28 protein-coding genes are annotated in these 24,995 nt (G+C 45.0%); 14 read left to right on the plus strand and 14 right to left on the minus strand.

Annotated elements, in window-relative coordinates; all coding sequences use genetic code 11:
- Positions 1 to 205: 30S ribosomal protein S15 (gene rpsO, locus ACRC32_RS28375; RefSeq protein ID WP_438557117.1), on the minus strand; the 205-nt coding region annotated here is incomplete at its 3' end.
- A gap of 213 nt (positions 206 to 418) precedes the next feature.
- Between rpsO and ACRC32_RS28380 the strand changes: the two genes are divergently transcribed.
- Positions 419 to 805, plus strand: a complete 387-nt coding sequence (locus tag ACRC32_RS28380; protein ID WP_438557118.1) for a hypothetical protein — start codon at positions 419 to 421, stop codon at positions 803 to 805.
- Positions 806 to 831: 26 nt separating this feature from the next.
- Here ACRC32_RS28380 and ACRC32_RS28385 read toward each other — a convergent pair whose 3' ends face one another.
- Both ACRC32_RS28385 and surE read right to left on the minus strand, forming a co-directional pair.
- On the minus strand, positions 832 to 1,836 hold the full coding sequence (locus tag ACRC32_RS28385; RefSeq protein ID WP_438557119.1) for a bifunctional riboflavin kinase/FAD synthetase: 1,005 nt from the start codon (positions 1,834 to 1,836) through the stop codon (positions 832 to 834).
- Positions 1,837 to 1,913: 77 nt separating this feature from the next.
- Positions 1,914 to 2,729 (minus strand): 5'/3'-nucleotidase SurE, encoded by an 816-nt coding sequence (gene surE / locus ACRC32_RS28390; RefSeq protein ID WP_438557120.1) that lies wholly within the window; start codon positions 2,727 to 2,729, stop codon positions 1,914 to 1,916.
- Positions 2,730 to 2,939: 210 nt separating this feature from the next.
- Between surE and pheS the strand changes: the two genes are divergently transcribed.
- The 4 genes from pheS (at position 2,940) to ACRC32_RS28410 (ending at position 5,722) form a co-directional block, all read left to right on the plus strand.
- Entirely contained in the window at positions 2,940 to 3,941 is a 1,002-nt protein-coding gene (pheS, locus tag ACRC32_RS28395) for a phenylalanine--tRNA ligase subunit alpha (protein WP_438557121.1), read from the plus strand.
- Positions 3,942 to 4,142: 201 nt separating this feature from the next.
- Positions 4,143 to 4,322: a hypothetical protein gene (locus tag ACRC32_RS28400; RefSeq protein ID WP_438557122.1), complete on the plus strand. Its 180-nt coding sequence runs from the start codon at positions 4,143 to 4,145 to the stop codon at positions 4,320 to 4,322.
- A gap of 61 nt (positions 4,323 to 4,383) precedes the next feature.
- Positions 4,384 to 4,704, plus strand: a complete 321-nt coding sequence (locus ACRC32_RS28405) for a hypothetical protein (protein WP_438557123.1) — start codon at positions 4,384 to 4,386, stop codon at positions 4,702 to 4,704.
- A gap of 136 nt (positions 4,705 to 4,840) precedes the next feature.
- Positions 4,841 to 5,722 (plus strand): thermonuclease family protein, encoded by an 882-nt coding sequence (locus tag ACRC32_RS28410; RefSeq protein ID WP_438557124.1) that lies wholly within the window; start codon positions 4,841 to 4,843, stop codon positions 5,720 to 5,722.
- Between the two features lie 89 nt (positions 5,723 to 5,811).
- On the opposite strand, the gene ACRC32_RS28415 is transcribed toward ACRC32_RS28410, so the two are convergent.
- The 4 genes from ACRC32_RS28415 to ACRC32_RS28430 all read right to left on the minus strand — a co-directional run bounded on the left by ACRC32_RS28415 (position 5,812) and on the right by ACRC32_RS28430 (position 9,457).
- Positions 5,812 to 6,381 (minus strand): hypothetical protein, encoded by a 570-nt coding sequence (locus ACRC32_RS28415; RefSeq protein WP_438557125.1) that lies wholly within the window; start codon positions 6,379 to 6,381, stop codon positions 5,812 to 5,814.
- 212 nt (positions 6,382 to 6,593) lie between these two features.
- A complete protein-coding gene (locus tag ACRC32_RS28420; protein ID WP_192154507.1) occupies positions 6,594 to 7,163 on the minus strand; it encodes an HdeD family acid-resistance protein in 570 nt (189 codons plus the stop codon).
- A 149-nt stretch (positions 7,164 to 7,312) separates the two neighbouring features.
- Positions 7,313 to 8,497, minus strand: a complete 1,185-nt coding sequence (locus ACRC32_RS28425) for a glycosyltransferase (protein ID WP_438557126.1) — start codon at positions 8,495 to 8,497, stop codon at positions 7,313 to 7,315.
- Positions 8,498 to 8,782: 285 nt separating this feature from the next.
- On the minus strand, positions 8,783 to 9,457 hold the full coding sequence (locus ACRC32_RS28430; RefSeq protein WP_106166005.1) for a fasciclin domain-containing protein: 675 nt from the start codon (positions 9,455 to 9,457) through the stop codon (positions 8,783 to 8,785).
- 709 nt (positions 9,458 to 10,166) lie between these two features.
- On the opposite strand from ACRC32_RS28430, the gene ACRC32_RS28435 reads away from it, so the two are divergent.
- The 6 genes from ACRC32_RS28435 to ACRC32_RS28460 all read left to right on the plus strand — a co-directional run bounded on the left by ACRC32_RS28435 (position 10,167) and on the right by ACRC32_RS28460 (position 15,988).
- Positions 10,167 to 10,445, plus strand: coding sequence for a GlsB/YeaQ/YmgE family stress response membrane protein (locus tag ACRC32_RS28435; protein WP_192154500.1), 279 nt, complete (start codon positions 10,167 to 10,169; stop codon positions 10,443 to 10,445).
- A 176-nt stretch (positions 10,446 to 10,621) separates the two neighbouring features.
- Positions 10,622 to 11,413, plus strand: a complete 792-nt coding sequence (locus ACRC32_RS28440) for a glutathione S-transferase family protein (protein WP_438557127.1) — start codon at positions 10,622 to 10,624, stop codon at positions 11,411 to 11,413.
- A 117-nt stretch (positions 11,414 to 11,530) separates the two neighbouring features.
- A complete protein-coding gene (locus ACRC32_RS28445) occupies positions 11,531 to 13,267 on the plus strand; it encodes a helicase HerA domain-containing protein (RefSeq protein ID WP_438557128.1) in 1,737 nt (578 codons plus the stop codon).
- Between the two features lie 531 nt (positions 13,268 to 13,798).
- Entirely contained in the window at positions 13,799 to 14,791 is a 993-nt protein-coding gene (locus tag ACRC32_RS28450) for an RNA polymerase sigma factor, RpoD/SigA family (RefSeq protein ID WP_438557129.1), read from the plus strand.
- A 437-nt stretch (positions 14,792 to 15,228) separates the two neighbouring features.
- Positions 15,229 to 15,807 (plus strand): hypothetical protein, encoded by a 579-nt coding sequence (locus ACRC32_RS28455; RefSeq protein ID WP_438557130.1) that lies wholly within the window; start codon positions 15,229 to 15,231, stop codon positions 15,805 to 15,807.
- A gap of 37 nt (positions 15,808 to 15,844) precedes the next feature.
- A complete protein-coding gene (locus ACRC32_RS28460) occupies positions 15,845 to 15,988 on the plus strand; it encodes a hypothetical protein (protein WP_438557131.1) in 144 nt (47 codons plus the stop codon).
- 12 nt (positions 15,989 to 16,000) lie between these two features.
- Here ACRC32_RS28460 and ACRC32_RS28465 read toward each other — a convergent pair whose 3' ends face one another.
- The 5 genes from ACRC32_RS28465 to petM form a co-directional block, all read right to left on the minus strand.
- Complete coding sequence (locus tag ACRC32_RS28465) at positions 16,001 to 16,492, minus strand: DUF192 domain-containing protein (RefSeq protein WP_438557132.1); 492 nt, start codon at positions 16,490 to 16,492, stop codon at positions 16,001 to 16,003.
- Positions 16,493 to 16,625: 133 nt separating this feature from the next.
- A complete protein-coding gene (gene nblR, locus ACRC32_RS28470; RefSeq protein ID WP_438557133.1) occupies positions 16,626 to 17,309 on the minus strand; it encodes a response regulator transcription factor NblR in 684 nt (227 codons plus the stop codon).
- A gap of 207 nt (positions 17,310 to 17,516) precedes the next feature.
- Positions 17,517 to 18,434 carry an NAD(+) kinase gene (locus ACRC32_RS28475; RefSeq protein ID WP_039714256.1) on the minus strand — a complete coding sequence of 306 codons (918 nt, stop codon included), beginning with the start codon at positions 18,432 to 18,434 and terminating at the stop codon, positions 17,517 to 17,519.
- Between the two features lie 123 nt (positions 18,435 to 18,557).
- A complete protein-coding gene (locus ACRC32_RS28480; protein WP_438557134.1) occupies positions 18,558 to 19,538 on the minus strand; it encodes an SDR family oxidoreductase in 981 nt (326 codons plus the stop codon).
- Between the two features lie 206 nt (positions 19,539 to 19,744).
- Positions 19,745 to 19,855, minus strand: a complete 111-nt coding sequence (gene petM, locus ACRC32_RS28485; protein ID WP_106545156.1) for a cytochrome b6-f complex subunit PetM — start codon at positions 19,853 to 19,855, stop codon at positions 19,745 to 19,747.
- 178 nt (positions 19,856 to 20,033) lie between these two features.
- Here petM and ACRC32_RS28490 point away from each other — a divergent pair, with 178 nt between their 5' ends.
- Both ACRC32_RS28490 and ACRC32_RS28495 read left to right on the plus strand, forming a co-directional pair.
- Entirely contained in the window at positions 20,034 to 21,308 is a 1,275-nt protein-coding gene (locus ACRC32_RS28490; RefSeq protein WP_438557135.1) for a 4-hydroxythreonine-4-phosphate dehydrogenase PdxA, read from the plus strand.
- A 92-nt stretch (positions 21,309 to 21,400) separates the two neighbouring features.
- On the plus strand, positions 21,401 to 21,913 hold the full coding sequence (locus ACRC32_RS28495) for a hypothetical protein (RefSeq protein WP_438557136.1): 513 nt from the start codon (positions 21,401 to 21,403) through the stop codon (positions 21,911 to 21,913).
- A gap of 35 nt (positions 21,914 to 21,948) precedes the next feature.
- Here ACRC32_RS28495 and ACRC32_RS28500 read toward each other — a convergent pair whose 3' ends face one another.
- Both ACRC32_RS28500 and ACRC32_RS28505 read right to left on the minus strand, forming a co-directional pair.
- Positions 21,949 to 23,148 (minus strand): homocysteine biosynthesis protein, encoded by a 1,200-nt coding sequence (locus tag ACRC32_RS28500; protein WP_438557137.1) that lies wholly within the window; start codon positions 23,146 to 23,148, stop codon positions 21,949 to 21,951.
- A gap of 452 nt (positions 23,149 to 23,600) precedes the next feature.
- Positions 23,601 to 23,855: a hypothetical protein gene (locus ACRC32_RS28505; protein ID WP_438557138.1), complete on the minus strand. Its 255-nt coding sequence runs from the start codon at positions 23,853 to 23,855 to the stop codon at positions 23,601 to 23,603.
- Positions 23,856 to 24,096: 241 nt separating this feature from the next.
- On the opposite strand from ACRC32_RS28505, the gene thrC reads away from it, so the two are divergent.
- The coding region (gene thrC, locus ACRC32_RS28510) for a threonine synthase (RefSeq protein WP_438557139.1) at positions 24,097 to 24,995 on the plus strand (899 nt) is incomplete at its 3' end.

Consider the following 24,995-nt stretch of genomic DNA (forward strand, 5'->3'; position numbering starts at 1 on the left):
AGCTTAACAGCCGCTTGCGCTGTCCGATTAATTTTAACAAACCCCGTCGCGAAGAGTGGTCTTTCTGATTGCTGCGTAGATGCTCGCTGAGACGGCTAATCCGCTCTGTTAGCATTGCTATTTGCACTTCAGTCGATCCCGTATCGGTGTCGTGAACTTGATATTCGGAAATAAGCTCTTGCTTGCGCTGTTGTGTCAGTGCCATGATTTACTCTTTAGTCATAAAATGCCGCGATTTTTCATTGTACCACAGGCTTTTATCGTGACCAGTTATCAGTAGAGAGTGGTGCGTGAGAAGAGGGAAGAGGCTTTCTTGTTTTTCTTCCCCAGCTCTCTTATTTCCTTGTCCTTTCATTCGGTGATGTAGCGCCATCCTTCAGTTCTACAATGGAAGTAAGCCACATTTGAGGAATAAGCCATGATTTTACGCTACATTCTGGCGTGGATTCCCATGGTATTTATTGGCATTATCAATGGTGTGATTAGGCAGGTCACATACGGGAAATATTTCAGCGAGCTACGCGCCCATCAAGTTTCAACTGCTACTGGAGTCTTGCTGTTAGGTCTTTACATCTGGGCGATCGCACATCTGTGGAGCTTTGATTCACCCAAGCAGGCGATCGCCGTTGGGTTGCTCTGGCTAGGGCTTACTGTTATCTTTGAATTTACTTTTGGTCACTTCGTTGCTGGGCATTCATGGAGCAAGCTGCTGAGCGACTACAACATTTTGGCAGGACGAATTTGGCTCGTAGTCCTCATCTGGGTTGCTATCGCTCCTTGGTTGTTTTCCCGGTTTCTAGCTTAAGCAACAATACACAGCGCATCCATAAATCAATCTACTTTTTCATGTGTGGTATCTGGTGATAGCAAATTTCTTGCCTTGGCGGAATCAGCTGCAATTTGTGCTTTCAGTTCATCCAGGGAAGCAAACTTTTTTTCCGGTCGGATAAATTCTTCTAATTGAACGGCGATCGCTTTACCATAAAGATCGCCCGACCAATCAAACAAATGTACTTCTACCGTTAGCCCAATTCCGTTAACAGTAGGACGATAGCCAAGATTCATCACTCCAGTTGCAATTCGCAATTCCCAATTCGCAATTATGTTTTCGTTAGATGAATCCAATCTGTCACCTTCTATCAGAACTCTGACGGCATAAACACCAAGGCGGGGTAAAAACTTATTTTCGGGTAATTCAATGTTAGCTGTGGGAAAGCCAATGGTTCTTCCTAACTGCTGTCCTTTGACGACCTTACCTTGAAGAGTATAAGGACGAGCTAATAACAACTCGGCGCGTTTGACATTGCCTTCAGTTAATGCTTGTCGAATCGCAGAACTGCTAATCCTCTCCCCTTCACAGTTGTAGTTTGGCAAAATCGCCACGGGAATCCCAAATCGAGCCGCGATCGCCTGTAAATCTTTTGCCGTACCGCTCCGCTGCTTGCCAAAGCGAAAATCTTGTCCGATGCTAATTGTTTTCGCTTGCAGTTGTTGTACTAATATTTGCTCGACAAAATCTTCAGGGCTCAAAGCTGCTAACTCTCGATTAAAAGGTAGCAATACCAACTGCTCTATCCCCCAACGATCTAGCTGCTCTGCTTTTTCTGGCAATGGTGTCAACAACTTGCGCGATTGTCCGCTAAAGAACTCCTGCGGGTGAGGATTAAACGTTACTACTGTTGAGTGGTGAGTGAAATTGTTTTCTTCTCCCTGCTCCCTACCAAAACTTACGACAGGCTGAATCACTTGCTGATGCCCGCGATGCAAGCCGTCAAAATTTCCCAGGGCAACAGCAGTTGGAGTTAGAGCGTTAGTAGTAGATTCAGTTATCCACACGCTTTACATTTTGACACAAACTACACTTTGGCACAAACTATTTGCCTGGTGTGAATTCTTCTTGTGTTCTTGGCCGATCAATCGCGATCGCACCCAGATGGAAAATTTATTTGCCGTTGACTTAATTGTTGTAAACCCGATGCACAAGTCAGGTTATATTGCAACGGCGTGACGGTAATGTAATTTTGGCGAATCGCATCCACGTCAGTGGGAATGTTTTGAGGCAAATGCAGATCCGGTTCTGGTTCCACTTCTTCTAATAGTTCCCCTGCCAGCCAGTAATAAGTTTTGCCACGGGGATCGACTCGTTTTTCAAAGACATCTACATATCGTCGTATGCCCTGACGAGTGAACGTGACTCCAGTAATGTCTGCTTGCGGCACGGGAGGAACGTTGACATTAAGTAACATCAGTTGTGGTAAAGGTTCGCGTTCCAACTGGGCAACTAAAGACCGAGCAAAGTTAGCTGCGACTTGAAAATCTTGATGGATAAAACTAGTAAGGCTAAAAGCAATACTAGGAATGCGCTCAATGATCCCTTCCATGGCGGCGGAAACCGTCCCGGAATACAAAATATCAGTACCTAGATTCGCCCCTTGATTGATGCCAGACAGAACCAGATCGGGGGGGGTGTCGAGTAAAGCCCACAAAGCCAGCTTCACACAGTCAGAAGGAGTGCCAGAACACGCCCAGGCTTTAGTTTTGGGATGAAAAATCGATTCGATCGGTTCGGCGCGAATCGGCTGATGCAAAGTCAAACCGTGTCCAGTCGCCGATCGCTCGCGATCGGGGCAGACGACAAATACATCGTGTCCCGCCTCAGCTAAAGTATTGGCAAGGGTGCGGACACCAAGAGCGTAAATGCCATCGTCATTGCTGATCAGTAGTTTCATTAGATGTGTGGGGAGTCGTAGGGGCGGGTTTTTTAAGGATACCTGTACTAGAACAAATTATTCTGCGGTTAAAGCCGCCCGTACAGGAGTCGGGAGTCGGGAGAAAGGCTAAATTGTTCTCCTGTCTCCTATCTTCTGTCTCCTGTCTCCTTCTTCATTGATAAGATAGACGCAGTTAGACATTTTATTATTGTTAGCAGCTAAAAGAGCATGACCGACCAGCCTAGTAACTTAGTAACTCAACTAGAAACGCTACGACAGGAAGCGCAAAGCGCGATCGCTGCTGCCGATTGCCTGGAGCGATTGGAGGAACTCAGAGTAGCGTACTTGGGCAAAAAAGGTCAGTTGTCTGCAATTATGCGGCAAATGGGTCAGCTCTCATCTGAAGAACGCCCGCAATTTGGCGCGATCGCCAACACCGTTAAAGAAGCTGTACAAGCAAATTTAGAGGACCGACGTACTAAGCTTCAAGCAGCTCGACTCCAGGCGAAATTAGAATCTGAAACTATAGATGTTACTATGCCTGGGGTTTTTCGTCCCCTCGGTCACGCCCATCCCCTCAACAGTACTACTGACAGAATTATTGATATTTTCGTCGGTCTGGGTTACACCGTAGCAACGGGACCGGAAATCGAAACAGATTACTACAACTTCGAGGCACTCAATTTCTTACCCGACCATCCAGCACGGGATATGCAGGATACATTGTATCTCCCCGATGGAAATTTGCTGCGGACTCATACATCAAACGGGCAAATTCACTATATGGAAGACAACGAGCCGCCCGTGCGAATTGTGGTTCCAGGTCGCTGCTATCGGCGAGATACTGTAGATGCTACCCATGCCGCAGTTTTCCATCAGATAGAATTTTTCGCGGTAGATGAAGGTATAACTTTCACCGACCTCAAAGGTACGATCCAAATATTTTTACAAGAAATGTTTGGTGACGTGCCGATCCGCTTCCGTGCTAGTTATTTTCCCTTCACCGAACCGTCAGCTGAAGTAGACGTACAGTGGAAGGGACGTTGGCTGGAAGTTATGGGCTGCGGCGCGATCGATCCGAATGTGTTGAAAGCTGTAGGCTACGACCCAGAGGTATACACGGGTTTTGCCGCTGGCATGGGTGTGGAACGGTTGGCAATGGTACTCCACCAAATCGACGATATTCGTCGCTTTTACAGCAGCGATCTGCGGTTTTTGCGGCAGTTTTAATTGAATATGATTGGTCATGGGTCATTTGTGACGCAGCAAATGACCCATGACTAGTGACGAATGACACACTTCGTTTCCAAAACTGTAACCGTAGTAGGAAGACTTATCAGAGGTGTCATACTTAGAATTTAAGTTAAGCAACAACAAAGAACAGTTGCTGGCTGCTTATAAGGGACAAAAAATTTCGCACGCAAAATACTTATGATAGTTATCGAGAATACAGTGAATGACGGACAATTCAACCGCGAACGAGCAAGTTTTTGGCAGAGGCGATATGCTGTTCGTCTAGGTAGGCTTTACGTACAACTAGCAGCTAACAACGTCTTCTTGAAGTTATTTGAAGGTTCGGATAGAGATCGCCTCAACTGTTCGGCTTCCTAACTCGTTTCGGTACTATGCTATTTTTGTAGGCAGAGCCTCACAGAATTTCTTTGGAGACGAGATGATGCGCCCAGTCTCATTTATAACTCTAGCTCTCCTCATCATTAGCGTGCTTTCTACTACAGCACGGGCAGAGAATCGGCAAATAATTACTCAGCTAGAATTGCGCGATCGCACCGTCAAAATTATTTCTGGTTCCCAAGGATTAAACTACTCCGTTTTTTCCCAAGATGGCACGGTGTTGGATGCAAATTTGAATGAAACCCAATTGGCAGAGAAGCATCCCGAACTGCACGAAAGAATCCGTCCTGCTGTTGCTAAAGAGGCTAGTAGTGCTGAGGCAATGCTGTGGATGGGTGAGTTTCCAGATAATTCTAAATAGGTAGACAAGAGAATTCTCGATCTGGCAAAACTCAACAGAATAACCAAAGACAAGCTATTGATAATCTCTCCATAATCTATTGCTGCTAGTCTGAGACACTAATCGACTAGCAGTATTTATATGGAGGATAGTCTGCATGGCATCACCTTTTTATCTAACTATCAAAGGTAAATTTGTCATAGCAGACAAAGAACCAGATGGAGATTCTGTACGCTTCATTGCTGACGATTCAGATTTATATCAAGAACTCCAGCGCAACTATCGAATTAAACCTTCTCGCGATCGCAGCGTTCAATTGCGATTTGAAGGTATAGATGCTCCAGAAGTACATTATGGCAGGTATGCCCAACCTCTAGGGGACGAAACCCGCGATTTTCTACTAAAAAAGATGGGTTTTGCCAAAATCAAATTTCAAGGCGATCGCGTCCAATCTGCCGATCCCGATACTATATCTGGGGTAATCTTAACTCAAGCTGCTGATGTCAACGGACGACCTATATCTTATGCACTAATCGGCAAGAATGCCGCACAACTAGAAAACGGAGGCTGGACGCAAGTTGAACCAGAACTTTTGCGCCAAACTCTTAACTTTCTAATGATGGCTGAGGGCAGAGCTTATTATACTGTTTATACTTCTACACCGCGATCGCATCGTCAAGTCCTGCGGGAAGCAGCTTTAGCAGCGCGAGAAAAAGATTTAGGAGTATGGGCAGCAGATAGTACTAGTATTTTCAGATTAGTAGACTTCGATTCTATTACTTCTCCCAACGGTCAATTAATTCTACCAAAGTTATTTCGGCGCTGTACGGATTATCTTAAAGCTGTCGCTGACGGTTATAGTGGTAATCTTGCAGATTGGCTAGAAGGTGTTTCTCTCCAGCGATCGCGCAATGAAAATGATGCCGTCATTATTCGGGATCGGACTCAAGTTTCTCTTAGTAGCCTAATCGAACAATATAACAGTCAGATCGCGTTTCAAGAAGATTTATTAGATATTACTTTTGTAGAAAAAACGTGAGGAGTGAGGAGTGAGTGGAAGAGATCGTACTAGCATTCTTCTAACTCCTCAATTTTGATTTTTAACTTTTGACTTTTAACTTTATTTATCTAATGCGTTATTGCTATTTCTATCCATTTAGGATAAGGATAAGAGTTTTCAACTTTTAACTGCGAGCCAGTGTAAGTTGTACCTATCAACTCAAATATACTTTGTAGTTTATCCATTTGCTGTGGTTCTGTTCCAAAGGTTTCTAAAGCCAGACTCCACCAGGCATTATTTTGAATAGTTAACTGAGTGAGTTCTAAGGCACAACCATCATACAGACGTTGCGATCGCACTTTGCCGATCCTCACCCAAGATTTTTGGCTCGATACATGCTTTGGTTGAAAACTTTCAGTGGTTGGATCTTCACACAACCATTTGCCCCATTTCTCTAGCTTACCCTCCATCCGTTCAAAACGCAAACTCTCTAATTCTGCTTGTCGCCACTTAATTTCCAAACGTCCCTGGCGCAATTTTAATCCCATATATTCGCATTCAGGAACGTAGAGATACACGTCTTCTCTTGTTTCTGGTGCTTGCAATTGTCCGCCTAATTTATCTTGCTCAAACCAAGAGGAAACCTCTAAAGGTAACTCTCCTGAAATAAACCAACGCAGTTCCAAACTATTTAGCATATGTCATCTATTTGGGAACTGTATAACCTGCTTCTTATGCTATTTGGTGAGCTTTGGGTATTATTCGTTAACTCACCAGATTGGTGATTACAGCCAGAAAGAATTGCAGCTGCAATAAGGATTAAGGTAGCAGCTGCTCTGCAAGAAGAAATTAAAAGTTTCCTCAGCCTCAGCTTTTGTAGTGCAGACGACACTCTTGAAAATGCAACAATTTATGCTGAAGTTGGTTGGTTAGTTTTGTCTAAGCTCGAACGTCCGCTTAACGAAAGCATTACCCGCGAAATCCCTGTAAACAAAATGCTAGCACCCACTAAAGTACCAATTATCCACGGTGCATTGAAGGGATACTGAAACCAAATCATCCCACCTAAGATTAGGGTGATAATACCGTCACCGAGTACCCAAGTCCAATTCTGTTGCGGACGCAAACGGAAAGCCAGAATTGTTTCAAATACACCTTCCGCAAGCAGGAAACTACCTAGCAGCAAAGTCAGCGTTAATACACCTGTTAAGGGATAAACAAACAGCATGATGCCTGTAGCAATATACAGAATGCTTAATACGAGCTTCCAAGCAAAACCCCCATCATTGCGAGTCTGAAACGCATAAAATAGCTTAGCAGCTCCAGAGCTAATTAAAATCAACGCTACCCAAGTCTCAAAAAATATGGTCGAGACAGCAGGTAAAGCGATCGCAATAACTCCGAAAATAGTAAGCAATATGCCGACGAGCAGAGAGCGATCGATACCTTTGTTACTGTTAGAAGAAATATCTGTTGTCATCTCAATTTTTCCATACTGGAACAATACAATCACGCTAGATAATTTCTCTAGTACTTGGGTAGGATCTTAGGGTAGAGTTATCATGTTGTCAGGGAGCAGGGAGCGCACGAGCAGCGAACAGTTAATTCCGACTTACGACTCACGATTGACTAAAATCCCATTTCCTGCAAGTTTTGGGACAATTGCCTTGCCACAGCAGGATTGCTCGATTCGTAAAGTGCGATCGCCTGTTGAAATGCTGCTAAACTTTCTCTTACCTGCCCTAGTTTCAGCAATACGACTCCTAAATTTTGATAAGCTTGGGCATATTCAGGATTGAGTTGAATTGCGCGTTCGTAAGCTGCGATCGCTTCTACAAATTGTCCCATTGCCTTTAAAGTAATACCTAAATTGTAGTAACCTAAAGCAAAATTAGGATCGATTTGTAAGATTTTCAAATAATTAGACTTAGCTTGAGGTAAGTTTCCTATTTTTTGCCATAAGTTCCCTAAATTATTATAAGCACCAATTTTTAAAAAAGAGGATACATTTAACTGAGCTGCTGTTTGATAAGATGTAATTGCTAACGATATTTGGCGCTCGTAGCTATAAGCAAGTCCTAAATGATAGTGTAGTTCGTACAAAATTTCCTCATTGTTTGCCGCAGATTTCAGTCCTCGTTCTAATAATTCAATTCCTGGTACAATTTTTCCTGTTTGTACGTATAAAGCTCCCAATTTACTACAAACATAAGGATCGTCAGGATGACTAGCCAAAAAGCCTGACATGATCTTCTCAGCTTGGACAAACTTATCTTTTTGTGCAATTTGCTGTTGTTGGTATCCATAGTGTAAGATAGCAACCTTATCTAAATTAGCAATTTGCCAGTGGGGTTCGCGACGAAGAATTTCCGTAACGCTATCATCAATCATGGCGTGATAGGGACGCGCAAAATAGATGTTTTGATGGCGGCGAAACAAACGCGAAACTAAAGAATAGGGTGATTGTACCGCACCAACTTCTTGCCTTAGTAAATTAACTACCAAGAAGCGATCGCCGTCCATTGCCTGTTGTAAGTTCGGTATAATTTCTGGTACTAAAATCTCATCTGCGTCTAGCACTAAAACCCAGTCACCGGTCACGTACTTAAGTGCCTCATTTCGCGCTGCACTAAAATCATTACACCAGTTAAAATGATATATTTTCGCTCCAAATTGCCGAGCTACTTCCACCGTGCGATCGCTAGATCCAGTATCTAAAACAACTATTTCCTCTACAACATCTTTAACACTATTGAGACACTGAGGGAGCGCTGTTTCTTCATTTTTAACAATAATACAAAGGCTAGTTGTCATTTGTCACTTGTCACTTGTCACTTGTCATTTGTCATTTGTCATTTGTCATTTTTACAGATCGCGTCCGTCTACGGTCGTAATTTTCTTAACAAGAGATTGCCTAAAAATTAAGTGCGATCGCAATAAATAATAAATGGTAATAAAAATCCGTTCAAATTGAAATTGAACGGAATTACAAGATTATCCTATCAGTTGTTGCTCGTTTGACTCAAAAGAAAAGAGCAACCAGAAGCCATCAGTTTAATGCTTTCCCATTTTGACTTTTGACTTTTAACTTTTGACTTCTTATAAGTCAGGAGGTAGCATCACTTTATCAATCGCGTGGATGACACCATTACTCGCTTTAATATCGGGTTGCACTACACTAGCATCGTTCACAGACACACCCTTGCTGGGATCGGCTTGTACGTTTACAGCACCCCCTTCTACTGTCTTGACTTCGCCAGATTTTAAGTCGCTAGATGTGACATTGCCTGGTACTACGTGGTAGGTCAGGATTTTGACCAGAATATCTTTATTTTCAGGTTTCAACAACTCTTGCAAGGCATCTTGAGGTAATTGAGCAAAAGCTGCATCTGTCGGCGCAAACACAGTGAATGGTCCCTGTCCAGAAAGAGTTTCTGTCAAACCTGCTGCTTTGAGAGCAGCTGTCAAGGTTTTAAAGGAGTCATTAGCGGCGGCTAGAGCCACTACGTTCTCCGTTGAAGGCTCAGTTGCTCCTGGTGCAGGAGTAACAGGACTAGGCGCTGTTTCTGGTGGCTGAGTTTCCGATGGTGGTGTAGTCGGTGTTGTGGGTGGTGTACCTGTACGACGGTTGTAAGGGGGTTCGTTGAAAATACTAGGTCTGGGATTAGTTGCTCCTCCACTCGACTGTTGCGCTTCCACAGGAAGTCCGATGAGGATACTAGCTCCTACAACTCCTATCAGGCTTGCTAGTAGCTTAAGCGTCTTATTGCACATTAAGCTATTGTGACTAATATTGTGACTTGGAATTTTTCTCACTGTTGCGTTCCTCTATTGCTCCAAGAATTGTTAGACTATCGTTTCTTTGTCGTGTTCCGAGAATCTTAAGTTTTATAACATTCTCCGATCTTTTTGACAAACTGCACAAACAGCCACTCTGCGAAAGGCTTTGGGTCAGCGGGGATTTTTAAGAATGGCTCGTTATAGAGACTTTGCTATTAACAGGCATTTTGAGTCAGCTCGCTAGTGTACCTTTAATAAAAAGTGGAAAAAAGATATTCGAGCTTGCATTGCGTTCGTTCAATTGCGTTCGTGCATGAGTGTCACTTAATCTAAAGCTAGATTGAATCGATTTATTACAGAAAAAATACCGATTTCGCCGATTTGTCACTCGCGATCGCTACCCCTTTCTAGAAAATCGCTGGAATAATTGGGACTATATCAAAAGGTATACTATTATCCCAAAGGAATAATTTCAAAATATTAAAATCTAATGTGTTTCGTTTCATTTTTAATCGTTACACTTGACAGATTGCATTCAAATTTCTTAAAAGTGAATATATCAGCAGACTCAAAAGTTTATATAGTTTAATTGTTGCGTTCATATTTCTTTAGGTTATTACCTGAGGTAGAGGGAATTACAAGTTTGAAAGTGATAGATTGCACTTGAATAAATGATGGATGAGTAGAAACAGGAGTTAATGATATGTGGAACATCATTGCTTGGATTGTTTTAGGGCTAATAGCGGGAGCGATCGCTAAAGCCATCTATCCTGGTCATCAAGGTGGTGGTATCCTAGCAACAATTATTCTCGGAATTTTAGGCGCATTAGTAGGAGGCTGGCTAGGGTCTGTCATCTTCCCAGGGACCGCGGGTGCGGCGGCTGGAGTTGGCGCACTAACCATACCTAGCATTATTTTTGCCGTTCTTGGTGCAATTATCTTACTGTTCATCTGGGGCTTGGTAACTCGTCGAACTGCGTAAAAACTCGATAAGAAGTTGTGAGTTTTGAAATACCTAAACTTTCCTTCCCCAAAATCTCTGCTGGGGAAGGATTATTTTGTGGGTGAGTGGAGAGTGAGGAGTAGTGAATAGTAAAATTCTCCTGGTAACTGGTCGCCGATAACTGATAACTGATAACTGTTTCAAGGAGCAGGCAAATGATAGAACTGTATCAATTCGAGCTATCGCAGTACTCAGAAAAGGTGCGTTTAATTCTAGATTACAAAGGATTAGAGTACCGTAAAGTTGAAATCACGCCAGGTATAGGACAGGTAGAGCTATTCCGCATGTCGGGACAACGGCAAGTCCCCGTACTGAAAGATGGTAGTACATTTGTAGCCGATTCTACCGAAATTGCTAAGTATCTCGATCGCCAATATCCAGATAGACCCCTATTCCCTAGCGATCCAGTTCAACGAGCATTATGCCTAATAATGGAGGAATGGGCAGACTCATCGATTGGAATTAAAAGCCGTCAAGCGCTATTTGGTGCAATTAGCCAAGACCAAGGTTTTCGTAGATCTCTCCTCCCAGAGACTACTCCCGATATTGTCAAAAGTTTAGTCGAGTTCATTCCCAGCGAATTACTCAAAGTCCTGGGAATTGGCGTGGGTTCTGGTCCTGATAGCGTTAAATCTGCCACGACCGACTTGAAACAAGATCTAGAAGCACTATGTTTGTTGTTAGTAGAACGTCCCTACTTACTGGGTGACGAACCTTGCTTAGCCGATTTAGCCGTTGCAGGCTTGTCCATGCTGATTAAATTCCCTGATGGACCTTACCTCGACCTCCCGCCAGCTGTAAAAGGAAAAGGTATCCCAGGATTAGCTGACAGCATTGTATACGAACCATTTTTCACTTGGCGCGATCGCCTCTACGCCCAATACCGCAAATCTACCTTCAGCTACAATACTGCACCCTCAGCACCCACTTCGATTAGTATTGATTAGCTTTGTTGATAGTTTTTTGCCTGGCAAAAAACTATCAACAAATATTTTGTAGCCACGATCGAAAATTCGACATAAGATAAGCCAAGGGAAATTGCAAATTTTGCCGTCATTAATACTATGAATTCGGCGCAACCACCCTTGGGTTCCGTTATCCAAGGTTCTCTCAGTCAAGGCTTAGAAGTAAGACTCCATCCAGATGTCTCGGTGGAAGATATGCGGGTGGGAAAATTTCTAGTTGTTGAAGGAGCGCGATCGCGTTTTTTCTGTATGCTGACAGATGTATCCCTCGGTACTTCTAGCAACAGAATTATTGCCAATCCCCCTCATCCAGACGATGATTTTTTACGGGAAGTGTTAGCTGGTAGCGGGACGTATGGGACGATTGAACTTGCTCCCATGCTGATGTTTACTCCCGAAGAGTATGCCGAGACAACCAACGGCACGTCTGTACAAAGCAAAAAAAACGACTCGAACGGGCAAAATGGACTGGCATCTTATCAGCCGCAAAGTAGCAGTAGCATTGAACTGATGCCAGTCAAAACAATTCCCCGCCACTTCAGCCAGGTGTACGATGCTAGCGAACGAGATTTCCGCGCTGTCTTTGGCTGGGAAGATGACCCCCACCGCCGCAATTTTGCCATCGGTCAACCGTTGGATATGGATGTTCCCATCTGCATCGATTTAGACCGCTTTGTAGAGCGCAGCAACGGTGTATTTGGTAAGTCCGGGACGGGGAAATCATTTCTCACCCGTCTGCTGTTGTGCGGCATCATTCGCAAGCAAGCAGCAGTCAATTTGATCTTCGATATGCACTCGGAATATGGCTGGGAAGCAGTGCGCGAAGGCAAGCAATTTAGCACCGTTAAAGGCTTAAGACAGCTATTCCCAGGTCAGGTACAAATCTACACGCTTGACCCCGCATCCACTAGGCGGCGAGGCGTGCGGGATGCCCAAGAACTTTACCTCAGCTACGACCAAATTGAAGTTGAAGATTTGATGCTGGTGCGAGATGAATTAAATCTGTCTGAAGCCAGTTTAGAAAATGCAATTATTTTGCGTAACGAGTTTGGTAATGCTTGGATTAGCCAACTCTTAAGCATGACAAACGAGGAAATTCAGTTTTTCTGCGAAGAAAAGCGGGGGAACAAGTCGTCAATTATGGCTTTACAGCGTAAGCTGAACCGCCTAGAAGACATGAAATATATGCGTCCCGTCTGCCCGCAAAATTATATTAAACAAATTTTAGATTCCTTAACGGCTGGTAAGCATGTTGTGATCGAGTTTGGTGCGCAATCGAATATGCTGTCGTACATGCTGGCAACAAATTTGATCTCACGCCGGATTCACCAGCATTACGTCCACCAAGCCGAGAAATTTTTGCAGACCAAAAATCCTTGCGATCGCCCCCGGCAATTAGTGATTACAATCGAAGAGGCACACCGCTTTCTCGATTCTGCCACCGTCCGCCAAACTATTTTTGGGATCATCGCCAGAGAGATGCGTAAGTACTTCGTTACGCTGTTAGTAGTTGACCAGCGCCCCTCTGGAATTGATAATGAGGTAATGTCTCAGATCGGTACGCGGATCACGGCTTTACTCAACGACGAAAAAGACATCGATGCCATCTTCACGGGGGTTTCTGGAGGGCAAAGCTTGCGATCGGTTTTGGCTAAACTCGATTCTAAGCAACAAGCTCTCATTATCGGTCATGCCGTACCCATGCCAGTCGTGGTTCGTACCCGTCCCTATGACGAGAAATTTTATACGGAAATCGGCGATGTTGCTTGGGAAGAAAAGCCTGATGACGAAGTTTTCGCCGCTGCCGAACTCGCGAAAGCCGATTTAGGTTTTTAATTTGTAGAGACGTTGCAGGTAACGTCTCTACGAAAAAAAATGTATTCGGAATCTACGCCAAAACTTTATCTGTTGCAGTTCGGATATCCGGAACCTGCGGCAGGGGGAGTGATGTCATCATATATAACATACCCAATAAAAATGCTTTTGGTCGAAGTGGATAAGCAAAACACTGCGCGAGATTGTCGGAATGGTTCTAGTGTAAGCCCCAAATAAGGCTTTACGTAACCTGGGATCTATTCTAAGATGAGAGTAAGAGTAAACTCATACTGACTTTAAGTTATTGGCAGAGATAGGCAAACGGAGCCAAGCCCAGATAGAGACTAAGGGTTGGCTAACCACTTATCAATCCTGAACCGATCGATCTCGGCGGTAGGAGAAACTTTCTAAAATCAATCCACGTCTCTACATCTTCCGTCAGATGTTAATCCCAATCTACTCGGATAACCTCCAAGTAGGGATAACTGATTACTTCTTGCAGCCGTCCAGCCATTAAGCATTCGTTTTGTTTACGGAGTAGACAACGCACAAATGCCCACTGAAAACACCACCAAAACCACCACCGAAAATAACAATACCAGATTCACGGCTGATATGGTACGTACCTATCTGCGCGAGATCGGGCGCGTGCCATTGCTGACTAGGGAACAAGAGATTGTCTACGGCAAACAGGTACAGCAAATGATGGCGCTGCTGGATGCTAAGGAAGCTTTAGTCAAGAAGCTACGCCGCGAACCAACTATGGAAGAATGGACGGCTAAAGTCAACACCTCAGAAGCCGAACTCAACGACCTCATCCGTAAGGGACAGCGGGCTAAGCAAAAGATGATTGAAGCTAACCTGCGGTTAGTTGTCGCGATCGCCAAAAAGTACCAGAAGCGTAACATGGAATTCTTGGATTTGATCCAAGAGGGAACAATGGGACTGGAACGCGGAGTCGAAAAATTCGATCCCATTCGCGGTTACAAGTTCTCCACTTACGCCTACTGGTGGATTCGCCAAGCGATTACTCGTGCCATTGCCCAACAAGCACGGACGATTCGTTTGCCCATCCATATCACCGAAAAACTCAACAAGATTAAGAAAGTGCAGCGCGAACTAGCACAAACATTAGGACGCAGCCCGAATGCGGTTGAGATTGCCGAAGCACTGGAGTTGGAACCAGCCCAGATTCGGGAGTATCTTAACCTTGCCCGTCAACCAGTTTCATTGGATGTCCGCGTCGGCGACAACCAAGATACAGAGTTGCAAGACTTACTGGAAGATGACGGCATATCGCCGGAAAACTACATGACTCAGGAATCTTTGCGTCAAGACTTGGATACCCTGCTGTCAGAGTTAACTCCACAACAGCGAGAAGTCTTGAATCTACGCTTTGGCTTGCAGGATGGCAATGAACTTTCTTTAGCTAAAGTTGGAGAAAGACTCAATCTCTCCCGCGAACGAGTTAGACAACTCGAACATCAAGCTTTAGCGCACCTGCGTCGTCGTCGTGCCAACGTGCAAGAATACATCGCTAGCTAAATATACAGAGGCGCGATACACTGCGCCTCTGTATATTTTTAGCCTGCTGACTTTTGACTTCTAACTTTGCGTACTAGTGCTTTTGTTTGTAATTTAGATTACAATCTATTTAGGTGGCGCTAGTTTAGTTAACAGTATTCATCCAATGTAAAGGTTGTACGTGCTTGTAGGATCTTTACTTTACAAACAAATATTCGCTCTATAGCAAGAACGCCTCCCGGATTCAGGAGGCATTTTTGTCTGTATGAAGAAAGTAGGAACGTAAGTCAAACTCATACTGGCAAAGGTTTTGAATTGAATTCCTTTGTTTGCTAGTTATACCTAGCAGGAAAGAAATTTCAGACCTTTGAAAGAACCAGTGACGGTTAGTAATTATCTATATTTTCTTTAATAGCTGCTGCCAATATTATATATAGAAGCCCCTTAAAGGAGGCACAGTGAAGAATTCTATTTGTTATATTTGCGATCGCTTCAATCATAAACTCGGGCAGCTAAAATTTGTGCTATCTGCTTTGGTAACGTTTATGGCGCTCGATCCGACAGCAGCTAGCAGTAGCGATCGCCAGCTCGATCCCCTCGCTTCAAGAGTGACATCCACTCCGGTTAAAATTGCCAAAAAAGATAGCGTTGTCAATCCAAAAGGAAAGCTACCAACAGCAGACGGAATATATTTATACGGTCAATCACCCCGAACAAATCAGCTCGGACAAGAGTATATGATCTTTGAAATGCGACAGGGTAAAGTGACTGGAGCATTGTATCTACCACAGTCAGAGTTTAGCTGTTTTGAAGGTTCTCTAAAATCAGATCGACTCTCTGTAACAGTTGCCGCAGATGCTAATTCTGAAGCTGATGGGGCACAAGTAGCTGCGGTAGGTAATTCACAAATAGAAGATGATTACAGTCAAATATCATCTCCCTATGCAGTAAGGTTGCAAAACTATTATCAATTACAAAATATTACTGACAACGAGCGCCGCATTCTTACTGCTTGCCAGCACAATTATCAACAATGAATTCGCTACTGAATTGAATTTATATTTAAGCTCGAATGTGTTTGAACAACTGGATTTTGCCATGCGATCGCCTAACACAAAAATAGCTGCAAAACTGCTTTTGCGCTTAGTTAGTGGAATTCTTATTTTAGTTCTAGCTTGTCTGTGGTTGCTCTTAACAGCAAAGCCAGCGTTGGCATAGTTTGAGTGATGCTCAATTGAGATACTGAATTTCAACGCGATCGCCGACTTTCAAGCCAATTTGAGCCGTCATTCCACTGCGGAGTTCGAGAACTTTGTCAATCTCCGTATCAGCACCGTAGGTTGGACAAGTCGTCGTTTTACACGGAGGAACAGCAGCCGCGATCGCCATGACTTGCCCTTCCCGTAAAAAAATCATATCGAGGGGAATTAGAGTATTCTTCATCCAAAATCGAGTTGGTTGCGGCGACTCAAAGACAAACAACATACCTCGGTTATCTGCCAAACTGGTACGATGCATTAACCCGATCTGCTGCTGTTGTGGCGTTTTAGCAACTTCTAACTCAAACCTCCGCCCCGCGATCGTCGCATAAGCTGAAATTGGTAAGTTTTGCCCTCTCACCTCTTTTGCTGGCGCTTGAACTACATGCATTGGTTCTGTGGCGATTATCGGCGTACATCCTAGCAACAGAAAACTTACTACTATTCCCAGCCATTGACTCATATATCAGTTATCAGTTATCAGTTATCAGTTATCAGTGACGAATGGCTGGTGACTAGTGACTTGCGACTAGACTGCTTCCTTGTCTTCCTTGTCTTCCTTTTTCCTTCCCTCACTCCTCACTCCTCACTCCTCATTAAGCTTCTCGCAACACGTATCCAACACCGCGCACGGTTTGAATTAATCGCTTTTGCCCTTCATCTTCGAGCTTGAGACGCAAGTAGCGAATGTAAACTTCAATTACGTTAGATTCGCCCATAAAATCATAACCCCAAACATTTTCCAGAATTTGCTCGCGCGTTAAGATTTCTCTAGGATGTTCGATGAGATACTTAAGCAGTTCAAATTCTTTCATAGTTAAATCAATAGCACGCCCGTGGCGCAAGGCGCGACGAGTTGCCAAATCCAAAATTAAATCCCCAAACCTTAACTGTTCTGTACCAGCCGGATCGGGATGCAAATAGAGCCGAACGAGCCGTAAAAAATCTTCCGTGCGGTAGGGTTTGAGGAAGTAATCATCTGCTCCTGCTTCCAAACAAGCAACGCGATCGTCAACCGTATCTCGCGCCATCAATACTAATATTGGTACGTGCGTACCCATCCGTCTCAAACTATTACAGACTGTCAATCCCGACTCTACCCCTAGCATTCGATCGATCGCGATTAAATCTGGTTGGCGATCGCGGCTGCGATCGATTCCCGTTGCAGCATCGTGAACTACAACTGGTTCGTAGCCAGATTCCCGCAGATCCAAATTTAACTGCGCCGCCAAACTTTCATCTGGCACGATCGCTAATACACAGGGGCGGTGATCGTTCATAACTGGGGAGTAGGGTAGAAGAGAGCTGAGGGAGCAAGACAATTCAAAATTCAAAATTCACGCATTCAAAATTTCCTGACTCCTGTATGGGCGGGTTTAGTAAATAGATTGACAACCTCAGCCGAAAATTGTTGCTCAAAACCCGCCCCTACGATAACTGACTTCTGACTTCTGATTTGGAGGCTTCTGACTTCTCCTGCCTCCTACTTAGGGTAATTCTACCGAAGTTGGTTTAGCAATGTGAGGCAGACCCCAGCCCAATTTTTCTCGTAAGATGCGGAAAAACTCCGGTGGTTGCAGGCGAATAAACTTAGCCGAGTAAGGCGATCGTTCCAAGTATACTTTGTCTTCTGGAAAGACATAGCAGCCGCCATTGCCATCTACTACCATAACTAACCGCGTCGCGCCAGCTGGATAGACTGTTACGGGTTCGCTATCGGGAAACACTAATGCTCGTGAAGCCAGAGAATGCGGACAAATTGGTACGAGTTGCAGTACTGGTACTCCTGGGGTGACGACGGGACCTCCAGCACTCAGGGAATAGGCTGTCGAACCAGTTGGCGTAGAAACGATGACTCCGTCAGCGGCGATATCTACTGGCGCATGACGACCTACAGCAATTTCAAAATGGCACATACATGTCAACGGTTCTCGATGTAACACCATTTCGTTTAAGCATAGGGCTTCCCACAAAACGTCTTCGCCACGCAAGACTTTTACCATTAGCATGGCTCGTTCTTCAACTTCGTATTCGCCCGCTAAAACTTTTTCCAACGCTTGGGGCAGTTGGTTCAAGTAAGCTTCAGTTAAAAAGCCCATGTGACCCGTGTTGAGCGACAGTATGGGAATACCACTCGGAGCGACCAAGCGCGCCGCTGCAAGCACTGTACCATCTCCACCCAGCACGAACGCCAACTTCATCTCAGAATCAAAACCAGGTGGTGTCAGTCCTTCAATAGGGGTGTGACAGACAGGACTTTCGGGATTAGAATACCCTAACATTCCTCCCACGCCAGTTGTCATACAAACATCCCATCCAGCAGCGGTGAGTTTGTCACTCAACTCAATAGCAACCCGCTGTGCTATGGGTTTAACGTCGTTATAAATAATGCCTGCTTTCGGCACGTTTGTAGTCAAGGTTGCAGCACTTTAGCTAGATCGTTGCACATTTTTTCGTTATTTGTCATTTGTCATTCGTCATTGTTTAACACTCATGAGCTGTGACAGATGACTGATGACCAAATGGTACTAGTTACTCTTTTTAACGGGGATTTTGGCTGTTTTTTTCTTAGTTTTGTTTTTTTCGTATTCCAATTCCTTGAGTTTTTTCAGCATCCGTCCGAAGTATTCTTGCAAGTAGCTTTCTAAAGTCGTCGTCTCCTGGGGGTCTAACCCAAAGGTCTGATAGACTTCATCCATAGGAGCTGTCAGAGGTACACCAGTTGCGAGTACTTCAGCAAATGCTAAACGATCTGCAACATTCCATCCCCATTGGAAGAACCGCGTGACGTGCCGCATCGTGCGCAAAAAGTTGACTGGCAAACGAGACACTTTTGCTGGTTTTCCAGTCAGTCGCTCGCACAAACTTGTTATCTCTTCTGCACTCCAGGCGCGGGAACCAACTACAGGAAAAGTTTGTTTTTCTGTTGCTGGTACGGAGAGAGCGCGAACGGCAAATTTGGCAATGTCTTGGGTGTCCATATAGGCAACGGGAGAAGATTCACCCGTCACCCAAATTGCTTGTCCCTCTAAAATCGGAATTGCGTACTGACCGATCAAGCCTTGCATGAAGCCACAAAGACGCAGGATAGTATAATTCATCCCCGCTTCACTCAAAAATAGCTCCGTACAGCGCTTGATTTCCATCAGAGGCACTTGGGGATATTTCTCTGCTTCTAAAATAGAGAAGAAAATGTAGCGATCGACACCAGCAGCTTTTGCTGCCTGAATCAGCGCTACCTTACCATCCCAGTCTATCTGCTTGATACTCAAGCTATCTGTTGCTCTTGCTGTAGCAGCGTCAATCACCACATCCATCCCTTCCAGAGCGGCTGGTAGAGTGTTCGATTGACTGAGGCTGCCAGAGACAAGTTCAGCACCCCATTCTTTTAAAAAGGTAGCTTTTTTTTGACTGCGGACGAGACAGCGCACCTTATACCCCTCATCGAGAGCACGACGAGCTACCTGTCTTCCCAAGGTGCCAGTAGCACCGACAATCAAGATATTCATGAGGGATTAGTAACGATTCTTAAGCTTTATTAAAAGAATGGTAACAAAAATCGGTTTATTAAGAAAGGTTACGAAAATAAGAGTTTAGGGGTTAAGGATTAGAGCTTAGAGGAAAAAGCGCTCTTATAAGCTTTTGCAAGAAGTGGGTAAGTGAGAACTAACTACTATCACTCCCTACTCCCTGCTCAGAAGCTCCCTGCTCCCTCTTACAATGCTTCTTCTTCATCTCCTTGGATCTTGAGTAGGAGATAACCTAGAACTATACCGACGAAGATTAAGCTGAAGGATAAGATAGCAGCAGTAAACATTTCGCTCATGGCGACAATTCTCCTAACGTGTTGCTTGCTCAAGATTACAGTGAGCCTAGTGTAAAGTATTTTAAAACAATTTCGCGCTCGACTTGGACACTCACCAGTTATCAGTTGTCAGTTATCAGTGACCAGTGAGAAGAACCTACCTCCGAATCGCGCACGAATGACCAATGACCAATGACCAATGACCACTAGTATGGATATCTCAACGACAACCTACGAAACAAGCGATCGCCCCCGTATTGCAATAGCAATGGGAGATCCGGCGGGAATTGGTGCGGAGGTAATTTTGAAAGCCTTGGCAGACCGACAATTATGGGCAGCTTGTCAAATTACGGTAGTTGGTAACAAGCAAGTCCTGCTAGATACTTACGCTCGATTACGTCAGAGTTCCTATTGTCCGTTAGATAGTTATATCCACCCAGATCAATTAGAAATTCTTGAGGTGGAAACTGTGAGGGAAATGGTAGGCGCAGTCAAGCAGGGTACGGGTAATGCGGCTAGCGGAGCGATGAGTTTTGCTTATTTAGAAACTGCGATCGCCCGAACTCTGGTAGGAGATTTTCACGGTATCGTGACAGCACCGATTGCTAAATCAGCATGGAAAGCCGCAGGATACGATTATCCAGGGCAAACGGAATTGCTTGCTGAAAAAGCTGGAGTCGAACGATTTGGGATGCTATTCGTCGCGCGATCGCCTCATACTGGCTGGACACTCCGCACTCTCTTGGCAACCACCCATATCCCTTTGCGCCAAGTCTCAGAGGCACTCACACCACAATTATTGACTCGCAAGCTAGATCTGCTAGTGGAATGCTTACAACGGGATTTTGGCGTAGAACAACCAAGAATTGCGATCGCGGGTTTAAACCCCCACAGTGGCGAGCAAGGACAACTGGGACGAGAAGAAGTTGACTGGTTAAATTCTTGGTTAGAAACAGAACGTCAAAATCGCCCCAATCTTCAATTAGAAGGCTTGCTACCACCCGATACTATGTGGGTTAAGCCAGGGATGGCGTGGTATGGGAAGGGAGCAGGGAGCAGGGAGCAGCGAGCAGGGAGTCGGGAGTCGGGAGTCGGGGAAGAGAGCAGAGGAGCAGAGGAAGCAGAGGAGCAGAGGAGAACCAAATCTGACTCACCACTCACCACTGACCAGCCAATTACCAATTACCCATTACCAATTACCCATTACCATCCTGCTGATGCGTACTTGGCACTTTATCACGACCAAGGACTCATTCCAGTTAAGCTGATGGCGTTCGATCGCGCTGTTAATACTTCCATCGGTCTTCCCTTCATCCGCACTTCTCCCGATCACGGCACGGCTTTTGATATTGCTGGCAAAGGTATTGCTGATGCAACTAGCATGAAAGCCGCAATTCAACTCGCTACGGAATTAGTCCACACCAGAAACAGCGCCACACCAACTACCAACTACCAATTACCAATTACCAATTAGTAAGATACATCCTAAGATAGATGCCACGGTTTTGTAATCTACCAACAGTCTGATAGTATTTATCGCGATCGCAGTAGATTATTAAAGAAATCATGAGCAATCAACTTCGTAACCTACTAATCGGCGCTGGAGTCGCTGCTGTTGGCGCAATTGGCACTAAAGTAGCGGTTGACTATTTTAAGAATCGCGGTCAAGAAGAAGTCGTGGATACCAGCCAAGGTGATGCTGAGGCAACTTCGGCTGAGGAAGTGGCTTACGCGACTGTAGAACCCAGTTCCGTTCAAGCATTTCTCGATAAAAGTTTTGGCACTCCTGGTCGTTACACGCCTAATCGTCCGCCAAAAGTATTTGATTATCAGGGTAAGCAATACATGGTGATTTGGGCTTACGATAACAAACAGCAAAAAAATCAAATGCTGGCTTTTATCTACACGGGTCAAGGTCGCGACATGATTGCCAGTGTGGGATACACTGCTCAGAAAACTGACTACAATCTCGAATTAGCGAACACGCCTTTTGCGATCGAAGTCAATGGCAAACAAATTAAATCGGGACAGTCGGAAACCAGTGGTACAAATGATGTCGATTTTGTACTAGCGGCATAGCACTTTGAAATTTGGCGATTTGCTAAATACCCCTACTAAAACTCCGTCCACCGATCTTGAGGGAGGAAGGAACGCTCTTTAGGAATCGGTGCAACTGGTTCGGTGAGGGTAAATGTTCCAGCCTCAATCCATTGTTTCAGCTCCCTGGCAACTTGCCGCGATAAGGCTATGCTTGCCAAGGGAGCAACTCTGACAGACTTACCATCGATCGCCATCCGTCCAGATTTGAGTTGAGCGTAGCTAACTAGCCCAAAAGTCGGACGCACGCGACGGGGGATGGAAAAGTCTACAATCGGTGCAACCAGATCTCTATCTTGCACGGCACAGTTAGCAACGACTGTCTCAGTTAAAACTGGTAAAGGTACGCCCACACCCAACATCAAAGAAGGACCGTAGCTTTTGAAATAACAACCGCGCACCCACTGAGGATTCATTTGCTTGGCATCGCCGATGAGAGCTAAAGTGGCGGCGGGACCGATGGGGGTTTGATTCGGTAAGCGTTTTTGTAAGGGAAAATGCTGCGTCCCTTCCCAGGCGATGTAACCAATACCGCCACCTAAAAATATGCGCGTACCGATGCCAATCAGTTGCAAATCTGGGTCGTTGAATAAAGGGGAAATAGCGCCAGGGTTGGAATAAACCGCATTGCCTAAGCGAGGTTGCAAAGGACCGAGATAGGTAAACAAGGGGCGATCGCCACCATTGACTCCAACGATAAAATTTTGATAGAGATTGCGAGGATTAAATAAATAAAACTGATTGATCGTCTCGCGGCTAATTGTTGTTTCAAAGTTAGCTCTGGGGTAGCAATCCGTTACCTGTCCTACAGCACGCAACTGGACTGTTTTACCAGCAATTAAGTCAGCAATAACGTGTCCGCCACCTTTAACTATCTGCGTTTTAGGTTCACTGACACTCAGACGAGATTCTTCCCCATCTGCGGCTTCAGCTGCCTGCGTTGCGCCCAAATACAAATCCACCGCCCCGAAACCAGAGTAAGCAGGCACGCCATCCAACCAGCAGCGCCGAATTTTAATTGGTGGATCGGTATGCCCCAGATTGATGATTGCTCCAGAAGACTCCATTGGCTCAAATGTGCCAGTGGTGACGACATCAACTTCTTTGGCTGTTTGGGTAATGCCTACCTCTACCACCCGTGCTTTTAATTCTTCTACCGTTAAGACGACAGCATGTTTGCGGCTAATTTTATCGTTAATTTCAGCAAGCGATCGCATGTGACAGTGACCAGTGACCAGTGACCAGTAACCAGTGAACAGTTATTTAACAACCAACACCTAAGAACTCTTAGATTGCTGATTTATCAAGACTACGCCAGAAAAATCGATCGCGCTACCTAGCAACGATATAAGCGTAGGGACTTCGTTCAACCATATCCACGCGATCGCGAGTGCGACTACAGGAATTAATGCTAAATCAAACGTAAGACCAAGCAATATAAGCGATTGCACCTGGAAATATTCTTAAGTAAGCGATCGCTAGTGTAGAACCAATGGAGGCATGAGCTACCGATAGGGTCATGCGATTATCTTACTTTTCTATGAATCTAACGCAAATTACCCTAATAGCACACTGAACAAGCACGCATATGACGAACGGACGAGAAATAGCGATTCCTCGTCCGTTCGCCAAATGACAAATACGCAATCTTGAAACTACAGGTTTGAAACTACAGGCGCTCTGTGACTGCTAACTCTTCTGACAATTCCAAGTTCTGCTGCTTCATACTTTGTAAATGTTCTAACAGCGACTCAATTTCTGCCTTGAGCTGGAGAAACTCGACCAGCCGCTCTTGCTGGTAAGGTGGTTTTTTAATCTCTCTAGCTTGGGTGCTGTGAGTCGATGCATCCGAGCTTTCGATCGCAGCCTGATAAGAGCCAATTGTTGCTTGAGCGCGGGTTACGCTAGATGGACTGGTTGACATCTGAAACTCAGTAGTTATATTTGCCTACTCACACCGATTTCAATATTCTATACCGATCTGGGGGCGACCACAAAATTAAACTGTGGCGGTTTTAGAACTGGCAATTGGAAGTTGATGATGTGAAGCAGCTACCGTCAGGGTAGACTAGAGGTAAGAAGCTTTACCTCTGCCTTGTGCAGGATAGCTTTTTGGTTCTAAAAACTGCCCTCTTTGCACTCTAAATCTGTTGCATTCCGAACCCGTGACTCTAAGCCTGTCTGCTCATACATCATCAAATTGCCAAAATTGGTCTGGACTGATAGAAACATATCGGCAATATTTGCCTGTTACCGACCAGACTCCAGTTGTAACTTTGTTAGAGGGGAACACCCCCTTAATTCCCGCCCCTGCGATCGCGGCTCAAATTGGCAGACAGGTGCGCGTACTCGTTAAGTATGATGGATTGAACCCCACGGGTAGCTTCAAAGACCGAGGCATGACGATGGCAATCTCCAAGGCAAAAGAAGCCGGAGCCAAAGCTGTCATTTGTGCCAGTACGGGCAATACCTCAGCGGCGGCGGCGGCTTATGCGCGGCGTGGCGGAATGCGAGCTTTCGTCTTAATTCCCGATGGCTACGTTGCTCTAGGAAAACTAGCACAAGCTTTGCTGTATGGAGCAGAAATACTAGCAATCAAAGGCAACTTCGATCGCGCCCTAGAAATTGTGTGCGAGATGGCAGAGACTTATCCAGTGAATTTGGTGAATTCAGTCAATCCCTATCGTTTAGAAGGGCAGAAAACCGCAGCATTTGAGATTATTGACAATTTAGGCAACGCCCCCGACTGGTTGTGCATTCCCGTAGGCAACGCAGGGAACATCACTGCATATTGGATGGGATTTTGTCAATATCATAGTTTAGGAAAGTGCGATCGCTTACCTAAAATGATGGGATTTCAAGCAATTGGCGCTGCTCCTTTAGTCACGGGACAAGCCGTAACTCACCCTGAGACAATTGCTACAGCTATACGCATTGGCAACCCCGCCAGCTGGCAAAAAGCGATCGCAGTACAAACAGCCAGTGCAGGAGAATTCAATGCTGTCAGCGATGCCGAAATTTTGGACGCATACCGTTTTCTCGCTGCCGAAGAAGGCATTTTCTG

It is taken from the genome of Chroococcidiopsis sp. (assembly GCF_051657925.1).
GTDB lineage: Bacteria > Cyanobacteriota > Cyanobacteriia > Cyanobacteriales > Chroococcidiopsidaceae > Chroococcidiopsis.